Below are 15,012 nucleotides of genomic sequence, written 5' to 3'. Positions count from 1 at the left end.
TGCAGTAGGAGGCTTAAACGGGCCGTCAGTCACGGAAGTGGTAGTCGATCCATGATGGGAAACGGACCCATCGGAGAAGCGGATAGCCGACGGTCCAGCCGCACCGATGCATGTCAGGAAGCGGGATCTGCGTTTCCATGTCCTCCGCGCGTGGGTCGTGTCCGCTCGGCACGCGCCGGTGTTCACAGTAGAATAACATAAACGCCCCCTCCCCGGTCGACGCCCGGTGTCGCGGCCACGACCGGCGTACCAGCAGGTGCTAGCAGTTCCCGTAGTCGTCGGCGTGGTCGCACCCGTTGATTTCCCCCGGGAACAGGCCTGTCGCCACGACGTCGAAGCGGGCATCCCGAATATCGGAAAGCGGCGTCGAACAGGGCCGGCGGGGCGGTAGGACGACGTGGGTCACGGGCACGTCGAACATCGGGTGCAACAGTTCGCACCGATGGACGACCGACGTCCCCAGGCTGGGGGCGGCCCGGGTCATGTGTCGATCCCTCCCTCAACCCCGCTGTCAAAGCCGACCCCTGTTCGTTCGACAACGTCTGAGTGGCTTATCGCTGAAGCCGAACAACAGTCTTCCCGTCGTTTTGATCCACGACATCTACTAGCCCGTCATCGGCTAAGTCTAATACCAGGTCACGGAGCCACTCCTGACCATGCTTGCCGTCGGGTGCGTAGTCGACGCGGACCCGTGGCCCAAGGTCATCAAGCGCCAGTTCATCGTGTTCCCCCAGAACGCGGACGATCCGTCCGCGGAACTGTCGCCGGCTACCTTCGAAGGACGGTTGGGTCGGAACGTCCGGCGCTGTGAAGTCGCCGGTCTGATAGGCGTGACACCATTTCCGCCAGGGACACTCTTCTTCGTCGCATCGGGGCGTCTTCTGACAGGCGACGCCTCCTAATTCCATGATGGCGTTGTTCCACACCCGTGATTGGCCGTCTGGCATGAGTGCATTCGCTACTTCCTCATACGGCGGGTTGTCCGCATTATGGATTTCCGCAAAACGATAGAGAACCCGCTTGACGTTCGTATCGACGACCGCGTCGCCGTCGTTGAAGGCGAAACTCGCCACCGCGTTGGCCGTATACGGGCCGACGCCCATGAGTTCCTGGAGTTCGGTGGGCGTGTCTGGAAAGTCGCCAGCGTACTCCGTTTCGACCTGCTGAGCTGCCTCGTGCAGGTACTTCGCTCGGTTGTTGTATCCGAGACTGTGATCCGTCCAGAACCCGACGACCGCAGCCCGGTCGGCCGCGGCCAACTCGGCTGTCGTCGGCCACTGTTCGAGGAATTCCTCCCAGGCTTCGACGACTCGACCGAGCTGGGTCTGTTGGCTCATCACCTCGCTGACGAGGATCGCGTACGGATCGTCCGTTCGCCGCCAGGGAAACTCGCGGTGGTCGTCTTCGTACCATGCGATGAGCGCGTCGCGAACGGCCTCGCAGTCGTCGGGCAACGCCCACTCCTGGGCCTCTGCTGTCATCGACGACGCTTGGGGAAGCGGCGGCTTATGGATGATGATCGACGACGCGTACGGCTCCGAGGGGACGATCACCGACGTAAGCAACAGTCGTGTTCGATCGGCCACAGGACGGATTGGCCGCGCAGTACCGGGCGGCCGGTCGACGCGACAAGAAAGGCCTATCCGGCATGCTCGAGTCTCACGTCGTATGAGCCTCGACGGACTCACTGACGACGTCACGGCATCGTATTCGGATATCGGCGACGAACTATCCGTTTCTCTCGATCGAGAAACGCGAAACGAACTCGCATTGCTCGAGACGGCACTCGAGCCTGAAGAGACGGACGAACTCGTCCGGCGGGCGATCCACATGCTCTTCCAGTCGACCGTCGACACCGGCAAGCTCGACTTCCAGCTTCGGACCGCCTACGACGTGACGTACGACGAATACCTCTCCGGTATGACCTTCGAGGAGATGACCGGTGCGAACCAGTATCCGTCGATGGATGACGAGCGACGATACCAGTTCTAGCTGTCGGAAAGCGGAACGAACGGCAACGTCGCCCGCTCGTCAGCCGAGTAGGCGAGCGCCTCCGCCTGGGTGACGTCCCCGCCCGTCACCAGGTCCATAACTCGAGGTGCGTTCTCGGCTGCACCGGAAATAGCACCGCCGAAGGCGTACTCCTCGGCCGTTTCGTCGACGGGTCGGAGCGCTCCCCGATCCTCTGACTGGACCATCGCGACGAGTTCCAGGTCCGAAATATCCGTCGCGCCGAACGCCGTTCGGTCGACGGAGAGCGCCACGGTATTCGACTCGAGGTCGACGTCGTCGCGCACGACTCTCTCGTTGCCGTCGGCATCGGTCAGCGGATTGCCACTCGCGTCGACCGCGCTCTTCGTGAAGCCGCTGACCTCGAGACGATAGTGCCACGCCGATTCGAAGTTCGCGGCCAGGCCGAGGTCGCCGATTTCGGCTGTGGTGCCGCCGTCGGCGGTCGGGTCGCGGAGCCACACCACGAACATGTGCGGCGAGAATCCGCGGTCGCTGCCGAACGCGTTGTTCAGAGTTTCGACCGAGAAGGAGAACTGAACGCTGCTGTCGGTCCGCGTTACCTCGACCGTCTGCAGGTCGAAGATGCCGTCTTCGAACCCGTCGGCGGTCGGATACGTGTACGCGCCCGGACCGTGATCGTCGTCGCTCGGATCATCGAACGAGGCGACGGTTTTCGGCGGTCTCACCGTAACCGTTCGGGTGGCGAGCGTCTCTTCCGCCAGGGTCCGGACGGTCACATCGTAGGTCCCGGGGGCGTCTATCGTCGACCTGAACGCGAACGACTGATCGGATCCATCAGGCGCGAATCGAACGTTCCCCTTATCGGCGACGTCACCGTCCACGACGAGTTCCACGTTCGTTCCGCCGATGTAGTCCCCGTCGTTCGAACCGGTCGCGGAGATGAACGGTTCCCGAACGAACGTCTCATCGTCGATCGAAACGTCGATCTCCTGTCTGGGCCGATCGTACGTCGGCATCGATTCGAGATCGTCCCGCGTTGCAGGACAAAGCCGAACGGCGGTCCCGCCGGAACCGACCATCGACGCCAGGAGCGTCGTCGATCGGTCGACGATCGCCGCGTCGATGCGGACGGCCTCGAGATCGTCGTCGTCCGCATCGGTGCCGTCCGAGTAGATCTCGGCCACGTATGCGCCTTTCGCGTGGTCGTTTCCGTGGTCCAGATCCCGTTCGTGGCAGTTTTCGCCACGCGTTACAGGGCTATTCCGGTTCCCGCCGTTCTCCCTCCGTTTTTCGTCGACATTCTCGTGACTGCGCTTGCGACCGGACGGGGACTCGAGGAAGTCGAGAGGAATCTCGAGCGCGCGGCCGTTCTCGTCGGTCATCGCGCCGACGAACCACTCGTCGTCTTTCTTCCGAGCAGTGATCATGTACTCGCCGATCGACGAGTCTACGACGCGCGTGTCGTCCCAGCCCGCGGCGGGAACGTCTTCGATGAACTTGAACTCGGGAACCGTCGGCCCGGTGATCGGCGGCTCGTCCGGTTCTGGCATCGACCGTCCGGGCTCCGTGAGGGCGATTGCGTCGAGGTTGAACCCGCCGGTGTCCCCGTCGGTTAGCGTCAGACCGAGGTCTGCATCGCCGCACTCGAGCGAGACGGTCGTGGAGGTTTCGGTCCAGACGTCCCAGTACTCGGTTCCCGGTATCGATAGCTGCTCGACTGGGTTGCCATCGATCTGGAGCGTCGCGGTTGCATCCACGCCGTCGTCCAACCCATTGTCGGTCTCGTAGTTGGCGATCCGGATGTGGACGTCGTACTCGCCTGTATCGACAGTATCGAGAGTCCAGGTGGCTGCCGGGCTGCTTTCGTCGCTGTCGCCGGCGAACGGGACGTACGCCTCGCCCTGCGAGTTGGCCCACTTCGACCGTCTCTCGAGTCCAGACAGTTCGGCGTGTTGTGCCTGAGCGACCTCGCCGACGCCAAGCGTTGCTGGCTGGTCGGCCAGGTACGAACTGGGCAGATCCGCCACCATCTGGAGACCGCTGAAGTACGTCGGATACATCGCGAGCTGTTTCGCTCGTGTCGTCTCGATGCCGCCGGAGCCGGAGTCCATATCGAAGATACCCGGGGTGTATTCGACGGGACCTCCGAGCATGCGCGTAAACGGAAACGTCACGTGGTGTGCGGGGCTAACGTCACCGAACGCGTCGTACTCCTGTCCTTTCACACCCTCGCGAGTCATCATGTTCGGATAGGTTCGACGGCGCCCGGTCGGGTGAATCGGCTCGTGGACGTCGAGCAGCTGCCGGTTGGCTGCTGCCGTCTTCGCGACCAGCGTATGATGGTTGACGAGCACCTGATTGTGGTGATTGAAACCGTCACCGGCCAGATTTCCGTCGTCCGAGACGTACCCGGTTTTAATCGTCCGGATACCGAGGTCGTCGTACAGGTCGAACGCCTCGTCGATCTGTGATTCGTAATTTCGGAAATCTCCCGCCGTCTCGTTGTGCATCGTCATCTGGGTCGGTGGGTCGAGGTGCGCACCGTAGCTGGTCACCCTTTCGAGACCGAAGTCGGGGTAGGACTCCGTGAAGTCGAAGCCGTTTCCGTCACCCGGATAGCTCGACCAGCCCCGGTTCCAGCCCTCGACGAGGACGCCGGAGATATCGTGCTCGCTCGCGAAGTTCATGTACTGCTTTACGCGACCGGTCTGTGCCCCGTGGTTGCCGGACTGTGGGCCCTGATATTCCCAGTCTGCGCGGCCGGTGATCATTAGCCACCAGACGCCGATGAACTTCTGCGGTTCGATCCAGTTCGTTCCCTGGACGAACACGTCGTCGCTGTAGTCATCGTTGAGATTGACGATGAGGTTCGACTCGACGAGATCGCCTGGTCGCACGCCGAGTTGGATCGTCCGCCACGGCGTTACGTGCGGCGCGGACGCGGACACCTTCGTGCCGTCGGGAAGCGGGGCGAGTTCCGATTCGAAGTCGGTTCCACCGCCTCCTCGGGGCGCGATTGCAAGCGACGCGTAATCGTCGAGGTTCGCCTCGTGGACGCTGACGTAGTGATCGTCGTCGGTTCGCATCGTCATCGGTGTGTGAACGCCGTCGAACGTGCCTCCCAGATCAGTCTCGAGCGTCGATCCGATAGAGCTCAACGGGGTCCGCTCGTACTCGAGTTCGAAGTTATCGTAATCGCTGGGAATCCACCACGATTCGTAGTCCCCTGCAAAGGCGTATTCGGTTCGCTCAGACGTGATGACGAACGGATCGCCGAAGCTCTCGCCAAAGAGGAACCGAAACCCGAGTCCGTCGTCGAACACCCGGATCTCGAGCGTTCCACCCCGACCAGAACCCGTGGTTTCGACGAGTCCAAGTCGGAGTTCGCAGTAGCGTTCGGGGATTTCGTCGTACTGATCCCAGATCGGTTCCCACGTCGTATCGACCGTCGTCCGTTCACTTCCGGTAACGGTGATATCGTCCCCGTCGCTCCCGACGCCGAAGGTCGGCTGGTTCTGAAACTCGAATCCGAGACGCGAGGTGTCGATGACGGATGACCCCTCGAACGTGACGCTATACGTCGGCGTTCCGTCAGTGACGTCGACCGCCACGGCGACGCTCCCATCCGGCGAAGACACCGTCTGCACCGCCGAGTCATTGCCCTCGCGAACCGGCGAAGCGGCGTCGGCCGAGATGTTCAGCGAATAAGTCGTCGCTGCAAATAGCGATGCCATTCCGCCGAGAACTCCTCGACGTCGATACGTGGGAAATGTTTGGTGAGAACAATCATCAATCATTTCAAGATACCGATCTCGACACTGACACTAAAAATTTACTACCTGACGAATTTATTCCACCTCCTGTTTGGCGTGGAAAACGCGATCCGTTGCCAGAACGGGGTCCGAAACCGAAATATCGGACGCTCAGCCCGACCGACTCGTAGCGACGGGGTCGGCTCCGGAGATCGGTATCCGTCGCGGATGACGACTTTACTGGTGCATCCGCCGGTATTCGATCGGAAACGGTCGGTCGCCGCTCTTTGGTAGTTGTGAACGGACCGTTACCGCTCGGATGGAGCGACTTTCGGACCGCATTCGCATCGCCCGTTCCCAATTCGGGCTCACATCGCCGTGACGAGGAATACGCAACGCTATCGAAATACACAACGCCAACACGAGACATCCCGACTGCTCCGGCAGAGATCGAAACTATTTCGGCAGGTATTCCAGCTACATCGGCAGGTATTCCAGCTACATCGGCAGGTATTCCAACTTCATCGGCAGGTATTCCAGCTCCATCGGCAGGTATTCCAGCTCCATCGGCAGGTATTCCAGCTACATCGGCAGGTATTCCAGCTACATCGGCAGGTATTCCAACTACTCTGGCGGATGTCCCCTGGAGACGAACGGCGCGAAGAACCTACGAGCAACGGGTTGGGTCGCTTTCAGTCGTCGATCGGGGCTGCACTCGAAAGCGCTTCGTCGATGTCGGCTTCGGCCATCTTTTCGACCAGGGCATCGATCACTTCCTCGCGCTTGCCGGTGACGAACTTGATCGATCCGACGACGAGGTGGCCGCCACCGGAGACGCCACCGCCGGCTATCTCGGCTTCGAGTTCCGACACCATGGTCGGAATGTCCAGTCGGACACCGTCGCTGCGCAACACGGCGAAATCAGGCCCATAACCGACCGTGATTACCGGGTCGCCGGTCTCTTCGATCTTGCGATCGTGGATTTCGCCGGTTGTCTTCCCCGGTGCGGGGTAGGTAAACCGGTGGGCGTAGTTCTCCACGTCGATTCGGTAGAGGTGAGCGCCGTTGTCGAGCGTTTCGTGCTCGAGATGGGGCATCGCGGCATCGAGTTGTTCATCGACTTCCTCGCGTGCGCGGTCGGCGAAGAAAGAGACGAGATCTCGGTGGCGCGCTTCCTCGTCGTCATCGAGGTGGAGTAGATCCTGTATCAGCTGGTCGCCGGAGTTGTAGCGCAGCCAGAAGGCGGCATAATCCAGCGCTTCGCTGACGTCCTGCAGGCGGTTTTCGTCGTAGCCCTTCTCGGCGGCGAGTTCCACGTAGTCGTCCATCGCGTCGGCCTTCGATCGGTCCGAAAGGCCGGCCACGGCAGGAATGTGACGGAGTTCCTCAGTGAGATCCGGGTAGATCATTCGTGCGAGCTCGACACAGAGCATTCCCGTCGTTATTCGGTAATCCTCGTCGTGGAGATACGGATTCACGTGGGCGTCGAGGAGGTCACCGACTGCCTCGGGGTCGGGGTGGTGGTGGTCGATCGCGACGATCGGGATGTCGTAGTGGGCCAACGTCTCGTACGCCGGGACGTCTTCGGCCGTCGAGCCGTTGTCGAGCATGAGCAAGAGCGGAAGTTGCTGGCCGTGTTTCTCGCGATCCTCGAGCGCGAAGTTGAGGTCTCGCGTCGCATCTTCCATCTCGTAGAAGGGAGCTTTCGCCGGAAGTCGCTTGATCAGATGCCGGGGTGCGTTCTCGTCTTCGTGAACGTCGGCGATGAACCGCTCCAGGGCGATCTGGACGGGAACGGCTGCACACATTCCGTCGCCGTCGGCGTGGTGGCGAACGCGAATCGGGCGCCCGTCGAGAACCGTTCGACGAAGCAGTTTCGCGACTTCCTCGAGGTTCGGGCGGAGCTTTTCGAACGCCGGCCAGTCGATCAGCGGCGCAACGTCGTGCGGTTCGGCTCGAGCCTCGAGTGCAGAATCGAGGCGCTCGCGAGCCTCGTCAGCGTCTTCGCCATCGAGTTTCGAGAGGCCGTCGACCTCGATCTGTATCGACCCTTCGCGGTGTTCCGGCATGCCCGTCACGCGGACGATGTCGCCGACCTCGATCGTCGGGTACGCACGGACCCCGGCCTCCTCGAAGGCGGCACAGGGTACGACGCCGTTCTCGTCGGTGACGTGGAAAATCGTCGGGCCACCGGTCTGTTTGACCTGGGTGACTTCTCCCTCGACGTGAATCTGCTCACCGAGATTGCTTTCGAGACGGTGAGTGCCGGTCAGTGAGTAATCGTGGCTGACTTCCTCGGTCACGTATTCATCGATGTCGACGGGCTCAAAGGCCATGTCGCCGTTTTCGCGGATGCTCTCTAGTTCGACGACGAGTTCATCGCCGACGGCGTACGTTCCCTCGAGGACGGATTCGTGAACGAGACCGGAAACGGAATCGGAGAGATCTACGAAGACGCCATAGTCGACGATGCCGTTGATTTCGGCGAGATAGGGAAGCCCCTGTTCGATGTCGTCGGCGGTACATTCGGGAGCGAGATCGTAGACGACGGAATCCCCGTCGTCTGCGCCGGGTTCCCCGGCGGAGTCACGCGTCATCTTGGTTCGCCGTTTGGGGGTGGTCGCGTATAACCCTTGTCAAGATGCGATGTCGATTCGGGTCGCCTTCGAAACCCGGTATCCCACTCGAGAACCGCGCGTCCCCGTCGATAGGGTTCTCGCCTGGGTGAAGTGTCGAGGCGGTGCGTACGAACCCGCCGACGGAACGTCGACGGAGCGACGGAACTGGACTGGCGGTCTGCCCCGTCAGACCGCATTCACGACGACGAACCTTCGACCGCCTCGCAACCGACGGATACGTCGCATATCGATCAGTAGCTACAGGCAAACCGTCAGACGGTCCAGCATGGACGTCTCGCTTCCCCCTGCAACAGGCGACGAGTACACCTTCGTACGGCCCTTCAGCCGCGAGGATGCCCGGGAATGCGACGATATTTCGGGAGATCAGCAGCCGATACACACCGAACCGGACGACGCTGGTCGATTGATCGCCCAGGGGTTGCTCACCGCAACGCTGCCGACGAAGATTGGCGGCGAACTCAACTATATCGCTCGCAATATGGAATTCGAGTTCGCCGAGCCAGCCTATATCGGCGAGCGGGTACCTGTCCCCTTCGACTCGAGTCTGTAACCGAACGGGAAGATCGATACGACGAGGAGAGTTCGGCGGTCTGTCGGAACGGAGTCGGTGAGGTCGTGATACGAGGCGAAATCGACGGCATCGTTCCGGCGGACGCCGTTCCGGACAGCGAGTCGTCCCATACCGACGAGGCGTCGGATCGTGCTCGACGATAAATGATAACGGGCGCATCGGAACGTTTAGCAACCGCAAGGCCGGAGGTGGGGTATGGGGCTGTTCGACGCGCTGTTTCGCTCGAGCGAAATCCTCGGAATCGCCGAGGAGACCCTCGAGTTCGCCCTAGAATCCTCGGAGGCGACCCATCCAAGCGAGTACATGGGGTTTCTCCGAGGAACGGAGGCCGATCGACTTGGAATGGATTCGGACGGGCTGGTCATTACGGATATCCTCGTGGTACCCGGAACCGAGTCAAATAGCGTCAGCGCGACCGTCAAGACGAATCAGATTCCGAACGACGTGAAGGCGCTGGGCAGCATTCATTCCCATCCTAACGGCGTAATCAGTCCGAGCAATGCGGATCTGGACACCTTCGGCCGGGGCAGCGTCCACGTCATCATCGGCGCACCCTACCGCCGGACGGACTGGCGCGCGTTCGATTCGCAGGGAAAGCCGACGGATCTGAACGTGATCGACGTCGAACTGCCTGAGACGGAGGATTTCTTCGATTTCACACAGGCCGATATCGACGAGGAACTGCGGCGATGAACCTTGCTATGCTCGGGACGATCCTTTCAGCGACTACCGGACGAATCGCGACGGAACCGACGTGCAGCCTTCTGGCCGCGAGAGTGTCACCGAGGGATACATGACACGGACGGTAATCGCCCAGGGGACGTTCGACATCCTCCACCCGGGCCACGTTCACTACCTCGAGGAGGCTGCCACGATGGGTGATGAACTCGTCGTGATCGTCGCGCGAAAGGCGAACGTCGATCACAAGGAAGCGCCGATCTGTCCTGCCACTCAGCGCCGAGACGTAGTCGGCGCACTCGAGGCCGTCGACGAGGCCATGCTGGGTCACGAGGAGGATATCTTCGTCCCGATCGAAACGATCGATCCCGACGTAATCGCCCTGGGCCACGACCAGCACCTCGACGACGAGGCTATCGAAACCGAACTCGAGCGCCGCGGCATCGACTGCGAGGTTCGTCGGGCAAGCGGCCGCGAACCGACCGACGAGGAGGAACTGTTATCGACAAGGCTGATCATCGATCGAATTCTCGAGCGACGAGGGTAAGCGGGATCGATCGGTACGTTTCGCCTGGTACATTCACGGACCGACCGTACCTCTCGGGTGCGTCAGCTTCCCCCACAGAGTCAAACGGCGGGCATCGACGGACGAACGAAACCCGTCGATTGAGGTGGGTCAGTTTTCGAGTATCACTGGCGGTGGAAGCCGGATCGAATCGACTGTGTGTCCCGTCTCGACGAAGTGTTCGATGGCCTTTTTCGAAACCTCTTTTTCAGTATGGCCACCGGCCATGCTAATCTGCCAGTCGCATTCGAGGCAATATTTACACATGGATCGTTCTATCTGCTATTCGGTCACAGGGGCGGGAAAGATTCGTGCAGGAAATCGAAGGGAACGTTACGACGCGGTGGGTAACCGCCGAGCCAGAACGTCCGGAAAGGCGGATTCGCCTACTCGTCTTTGACGCCAGGGTTAGTCACCGCACCGTTCGCAGCCGACCCGAAATCGCGGCCAAATTTGGCCAGGACGCCGGTCTCGTAGTTCGGCTCGGGTTGCTCCCACTCCTCACGTCGGGCCTCGAGTTCGTCGTCGTCGACGTCCACCTCGAGGGTCCGCTCGGCGATGTCGATGGTGACCACGTCGCCATCCTCGATGAGGCCGATGGGGCCGCCCGCGAACGCCTCCGGAGCTACGTGGCCGATCGAGAACCCGCGCGTGGCACCGGAAAAGCGGCCGTCGGTGATGAGTGCGACGTCTTCAGCGTGACCCTGACCCGCGACCGCGCTCGTGACGCCCAGCATCTCCCGCATTCCGGGCCCGCCTTGAGGCCCCTCGTTGCGGATGACGATCACGTCGCCGCTCTCGACGTGTCCCTCTTGGACGTACGCCATGGCGTTTTCCTCGTCTTCGAAGACGCGGACGGGACCTTCGTGGTGGAGATCGTCGTCGCCGGTAACCTTGAGGACCGAACCGCCGGGCGCGAGGTTCCCGGTCAGGATTCGAATCGCCCCCTGCTCGTTTTTCGGCTCGTCGACGGTGTAGAGGAAGTCTGCGTCGAGATCTTCGATCGTCGGTGGATCGAGTCGCTCGAGTTCTTCGCCGATCGAGTTGCCCGTAACCGTCAGCGCGTCTCCGTGGAGCAGATCCGCCTCGTAGAGGGCGTTCAAGACGACTGGGACGCCGCCGACTTCGTGGAGGTCCTGCATTACCCGCTGGCCACCGGGCTGGAGGTCGGCTATCTTCGGGGTGCGCTGGCTGATCTGGTCGAACTCCTCGATGGAGAGTTCGACCCCGGCTTCGGCGGCCATCGCCAGCAGGTGCAAGACGGCGTTAGTCGAGCCGCCGACGGCGACCTGGAGGGCGATCGCGTTCTCGAACGACTCCCTGCTGAGGAAGTCGGATGGTTTTCGTTGCTCTTTGACGGCTTCGACGGCGAGTTCGCCGGCCTCGCGGGCGACCTCGTAGCGCGAATTGCCCTCAGCGGGCGGACTGGCGCTGCCGAGTGGGGCGAACCCGAGCGCCTCCGAAATCGATGCCATCGTGTTCGCGGTGAACATGCCACCGCAGGAGCCGGCGCCGGGACAGGCATTCCGTTCCATTTCGTCGAGTTCCTCGCTCGACATTTCTCCGTCCGCGACGGCACCGACGCCCTCGAAGAGGTTCTGGACGGTGATCTCGCGTCCCTCGTGCTCGCCGGGCATGATGGAACCCCCGTAGAGGAAGACCGACGGGAGGTCGGTCCGAATGGACGCCATCATCATTCCGGGCATGTTCTTGTCACAGCCGCCGATGGTGACCAGTCCGTCCATGCGCTCCCCGAACGTGACGAGTTCGACCGAGTCGGCGATGAGTTCCCGGGAGATCAGCGAGGCTTTCATTCCCTCGGTTCCCATCGAGATGGCGTCTGAGATGGTGATCGTCCCGAATTCGATCGGCATCCCTCCAGCCTCGTCTATCCCCTCGAGTGCGGACTCGGCGACGTCGTCCAGGTGAACGTTACACGGCGTGATGTCTGCCGCGGGATTCGGAACACCGATCATCGGCGCGCCGAAGTCGTCGTCGTCGAATCCCATCGCACGGAACATGGCTCTGTGCGGTGCCTTGTCGGCACCTTCCGTCACTTCTCGGCTCCGCAACGTCTCATCTTTCCCGTAATTGAACTCGCTGTCACCGCTCATGGTCAGACCTTGATTCGAAAGGACATAAGTTGCCCTTTCTCGGCCAATCGAACGTGGGTGTCCGATTAGTCCGAACGGATTCGGGTGCCGACCCCGACAAACCTCGACTATCGCGGGGGAGTACAGGTAACCGCGCCCGCCAACGATATTCAGGGCGAGGAAGCTCGTACGCCCACCTTCCGGTCCCTATCGGTCCTCGGTATCTCATCGAAAGTAGTTTCGCGACGGTGATCGGTTGGGCAGTGTATACTCGAGGTAGCCGACGAGATACGTCCAGAGAAGTCGACCGTAGCCGATGCGCTCTTGCCGACGAGCCGACGTTTCGACGGGGCAGGTGTGATCGTAGACGACGGTCCCGGTGTGGCGGAGCCGCAGAGAGATGTCGGTATCCTCGAGGAACCGCAGCGAACCGTCGAATCCGCCGATCGTTTCGAACGCGGACCGGCGAATGCTACAGTTACAGCCGGGTTGCTGGACGAAGCCGAGCGGCCAGCACGCTCGATACCACCAGTCCGAGAGAACGCGAAAACAGGCGCGGTGTCGAAACGCGTCCTCGAGCGGTCGGAGCGGGCCGCCGACGCCGACGACGGCAGGGGTGACGTAGTGGCGACAGTGACGTCGGACCCACGTGGGTGGAACGACCGTATCGGCGTCCGTAAACAACAAAACATCGCCGCTGGACGCGGCCACGCCCATATTTCTGGCCGGGCCGGGACCTGCCCGCTTGTCATCGACACGAACGCGATCGACGACCGGATGTTCTCGAGCAGTTCGCACCGTTTTTGAGTCACTCGCCACGACGACTATCTCGAGACGCCCGTCGAACGTCTGCGCCGAAAGCGACTCAAGCGTCTGCTCGAGGCAACGTCTCTCGTTACGGGCGGGAACGACGACCGATGCATCGACATTCGCCATCGTCGGTGACTGTCCTTCCGAAGGTTATAATCGCTGCGCCCTGCCGAACTCGACTCGCCTCCCGTCGATCCAGCCGACCCCCCAGTCGACGCTATCGTCGTCACTCGAATTATCTGAACCATCCTGGCCGTCGTCGGTTGCCCAGCCTTTCGGTGGCGTACAGCACCGACGAAACGGTAATCACCGCCCACCGAGGGGAGAATTGCTGTCCGCTGTCCGCAATCGCTTTCTTCGCTCTGTAACTCGACTAATTCGAATCGTATTCACACCTACTATTTCCCTCGCAATATATAGTTCTAATAGATATAATCATTAGATATATATCTGGTGAAATGGTCCACTCTGTCTACATGGCAGAGAATGGCAATCATTCATCTGGGAATCAACGGGCCAAACCAATCAGTAGACGCACTCTAGTCTGCGGAGCTGCGATGGCCGGTCTTTCCTTCGCTGGCGCGAGAGTCGCCTCGACTGCCGCGGCCGCTGGCGAGTCCGTGTTTTTTCAGTATTTCCACGAGACGTGGCCGACGATCACGGATACGCTCCCGACAGTTGCCAATCGCGGGTACGATGGAATCTGGATTCAGGCACCACAGGAGAGTGCGCTGTCGTGGTCCGACCAGGAGAGCAGGAACGACCCACCGTTGGGCTACCAACCCGTCGATTTTCGCTCCTTCGATAGTGAGTTCGGAACCGAAGAGGACTTCCAGTGTCTCATCGATACCGCCCACGAAAACGACCTCGAGGTGTACGTCGATTGCGTCATGAATCATATGGCCGCGAACCGCGGATACGACTTTCCGCAGTTCGACGAAAAGCACTTTCACACGCACGTCAGTTCGATCGACGACTGGGACGACGAACATCAGGTCGAACACGGCGATCTCCTCGGGCTGAAAGATCTCGCACAACTCGAGTCACACGGCCACGAGGACACGGCTCCGCACGTCCGCGAGCAGTTGCGCGAGTACATGAAAAAGATCGCCGATTTCGGCGCCGACGGCTACCGGTACGATGCGGTCAAGCACATCGACCCCGAGTACTGGGAGCGGTACGCGAACCGATGGGCGGACGAATTCGACATGAACCGTGTCGGTGAAGTACTGGCCGGCACCGTCGACTACGTTCGGACCTACATCAACACCGGTATGAACGCGCTTGACTATCCGCTATACTGGGTTCTCGATGACGTCTTCGACTACGGCGATATGAGTCGGCTCGAGGGTGCGGGCGTCACGACGCAGGATCCGTGGCATTCCTGGCCGTTCGTCCAGAACCACGACGAAGGCGCGCCTCCACAATATCACTTGGCGTACGCACACGTACTCACGATCGAGGGAACGCCATTGGTGTACAACCTCTACCCGACGGAGATTCTCGACGACGACGCGATAACCAACATGGTGTGGGTCAAGACGAACCTCGCCGGTGGCACAACGTATTGGCGACACACCGATTCGGATCTCGCGATTTACGAGCGAGACAATACCTTGCTCGTGGGCTTGAACAACGACACCAGTGAGTGGCACGGCGACCGCGTATACACGACGTGGCGCAACGAAACGCTCACGGACTACAGCGGGACGGCTGCGGACGTTACCGTCGACGGCGACGGCTGGGTCGAAATCTGGGTCCCGCCCGAAGGCTGGGTCTTCTATGCACCATACTAACCGGTACGACCGGCTGGAAGAATTCGCCGAACAGCCGATAGGCAGGTTCGAACGGGAGGCAGAATACTGTGCGGAGAGAACCCCGTGTCTGCGCACGAGGCTGTTTCCGACGTAACCTGGTTCGGACGTCTCAG

12 protein-coding genes are annotated in these 15,012 nt (G+C 61.1%); 5 read left to right on the top strand and 7 right to left on the bottom strand.

All coding sequences use genetic code 11. From position 1 onward, the window contains the following. Positions 1–25 precede the first annotated feature (25 nt). The 3 genes from HYG82_RS26265 to HYG82_RS26255 form a co-directional block, all read right to left on the bottom strand. Positions 26–172, bottom strand: coding sequence for a hypothetical protein (locus tag HYG82_RS26265; RefSeq protein ID WP_179260063.1), 147 nt, complete (start codon positions 170–172; stop codon positions 26–28). An 87-nt stretch (positions 173–259) separates the two neighbouring features. After that, a complete protein-coding gene (locus HYG82_RS26260; protein WP_179260062.1) occupies positions 260–484 on the bottom strand; it encodes a hypothetical protein in 225 nt (74 codons plus the stop codon). A gap of 67 nt (positions 485–551) precedes the next feature. Further along, positions 552–1,481, bottom strand: coding sequence for an A/G-specific adenine glycosylase (locus tag HYG82_RS26255; RefSeq protein WP_179264369.1), 930 nt, complete (start codon positions 1,479–1,481; stop codon positions 552–554). Between the two features lie 187 nt (positions 1,482–1,668). On the opposite strand from HYG82_RS26255, the gene HYG82_RS26250 reads away from it, so the two are divergent. Next, positions 1,669–1,992 (top strand): ribbon-helix-helix protein, encoded by a 324-nt coding sequence (locus HYG82_RS26250; RefSeq protein WP_179260061.1) that lies wholly within the window; start codon positions 1,669–1,671, stop codon positions 1,990–1,992. Here HYG82_RS26250 and HYG82_RS26245 read toward each other — a convergent pair. After that, a complete protein-coding gene (locus HYG82_RS26245) occupies positions 1,989–5,708 on the bottom strand; it encodes a glycoside hydrolase family 97 N-terminal domain-containing protein (protein ID WP_235217835.1) in 3,720 nt (1,239 codons plus the stop codon). The two genes, HYG82_RS26250 and HYG82_RS26245, sit on opposite strands and share 4 nt — an antisense overlap. 710 nt (positions 5,709–6,418) lie before the next feature. After that, on the bottom strand, positions 6,419–8,323 hold the full coding sequence (gene han, locus HYG82_RS26240; RefSeq protein WP_179260059.1) for a Hef-associated nuclease: 1,905 nt from the start codon (positions 8,321–8,323) through the stop codon (positions 6,419–6,421). A gap of 49 nt (positions 8,324–8,372) precedes the next feature. On the opposite strand from han, the gene HYG82_RS26235 reads away from it, so the two are divergent. The 3 genes from HYG82_RS26235 to HYG82_RS26225 all read left to right on the top strand — a co-directional run bounded on the left by HYG82_RS26235 (position 8,373) and on the right by HYG82_RS26225 (position 10,161). Further along, positions 8,373–8,915: a hotdog family protein gene (locus tag HYG82_RS26235; RefSeq protein WP_235217834.1), complete on the top strand. Its 543-nt coding sequence runs from the start codon at positions 8,373–8,375 to the stop codon at positions 8,913–8,915. 216 nt (positions 8,916–9,131) lie between these two features. Further along, a complete protein-coding gene (locus HYG82_RS26230; RefSeq protein WP_179260058.1) occupies positions 9,132–9,629 on the top strand; it encodes a Mov34/MPN/PAD-1 family protein in 498 nt (165 codons plus the stop codon). A 100-nt stretch (positions 9,630–9,729) separates the two neighbouring features. Beyond that, entirely contained in the window at positions 9,730–10,161 is a 432-nt protein-coding gene (locus HYG82_RS26225) for an FAD synthase family protein (RefSeq protein WP_179260057.1), read from the top strand. Between the two features lie 404 nt (positions 10,162–10,565). Here the strand turns inward: HYG82_RS26225 and ilvD are convergent, their stop codons facing one another. Then, entirely contained in the window at positions 10,566–12,293 is a 1,728-nt protein-coding gene (gene ilvD / locus HYG82_RS26220) for a dihydroxy-acid dehydratase (RefSeq protein WP_179260056.1), read from the bottom strand. A 204-nt stretch (positions 12,294–12,497) separates the two neighbouring features. After that, positions 12,498–13,208, bottom strand: coding sequence for a glycosyltransferase family 2 protein (locus tag HYG82_RS26215; protein ID WP_179260055.1), 711 nt, complete (start codon positions 13,206–13,208; stop codon positions 12,498–12,500). 431 nt (positions 13,209–13,639) lie between these two features. Here HYG82_RS26215 and HYG82_RS26210 point away from each other — a divergent pair, with 431 nt between their 5' ends. Next, positions 13,640–14,878 carry an alpha-amylase domain-containing protein gene (locus HYG82_RS26210; protein WP_235217833.1) on the top strand — a complete coding sequence of 413 codons (1,239 nt, stop codon included), beginning with the start codon at positions 13,640–13,642 and terminating at the stop codon, positions 14,876–14,878. Positions 14,879–15,012 lie beyond the last annotated feature (134 nt).

It is taken from the genome of Natrinema halophilum, assembly GCF_013402815.2.
Taxonomy (GTDB): Archaea; Halobacteriota; Halobacteria; order Halobacteriales; family Natrialbaceae; genus Natrinema; species Natrinema halophilum.
Note: the sequence above shows the minus strand (reverse complement) of the source record. Positions and strands in the feature narration are given on the sequence as shown.

Bases quoted from the DNA above. Each gene is read 5' to 3' on its own strand.
- HYG82_RS26260 (WP_179260062.1), bottom strand. From the start codon at position 484: ATGACCCGGGCCGCCCCCAGCCTGGGGACGTCGGTCGTCCATCGGTGC.
- HYG82_RS26255 (WP_179264369.1), bottom strand. From the start codon at position 1,481: ATGACAGCAGAGGCCCAGGAGTGGGCGTTGCCCGACGACTGCGAGGCC.
- HYG82_RS26250 (WP_179260061.1), top strand. From the start codon at position 1,669: ATGAGCCTCGACGGACTCACTGACGACGTCACGGCATCGTATTCGGAT.
- HYG82_RS26245 (WP_235217835.1), bottom strand. From the start codon at position 5,708: ATGGCATCGCTATTTGCAGCGACGACTTATTCGCTGAACATCTCGGCC.
- han (WP_179260059.1), bottom strand. From the start codon at position 8,323: ATGACGCGTGACTCCGCCGGGGAACCCGGCGCAGACGACGGGGATTCC.
- HYG82_RS26235 (WP_235217834.1), top strand. From the start codon at position 8,373: ATGTCGATTCGGGTCGCCTTCGAAACCCGGTATCCCACTCGAGAACCG.
- HYG82_RS26230 (WP_179260058.1), top strand. From the start codon at position 9,132: ATGGGGCTGTTCGACGCGCTGTTTCGCTCGAGCGAAATCCTCGGAATC.
- HYG82_RS26225 (WP_179260057.1), top strand. From the start codon at position 9,730: ATGACACGGACGGTAATCGCCCAGGGGACGTTCGACATCCTCCACCCG.
- ilvD (WP_179260056.1), bottom strand. From the start codon at position 12,293: ATGAGCGGTGACAGCGAGTTCAATTACGGGAAAGATGAGACGTTGCGG.
- HYG82_RS26215 (WP_179260055.1), bottom strand. From the start codon at position 13,208: ATGGCGAATGTCGATGCATCGGTCGTCGTTCCCGCCCGTAACGAGAGA.
- HYG82_RS26210 (WP_235217833.1), top strand. From the start codon at position 13,640: ATGGCCGGTCTTTCCTTCGCTGGCGCGAGAGTCGCCTCGACTGCCGCG.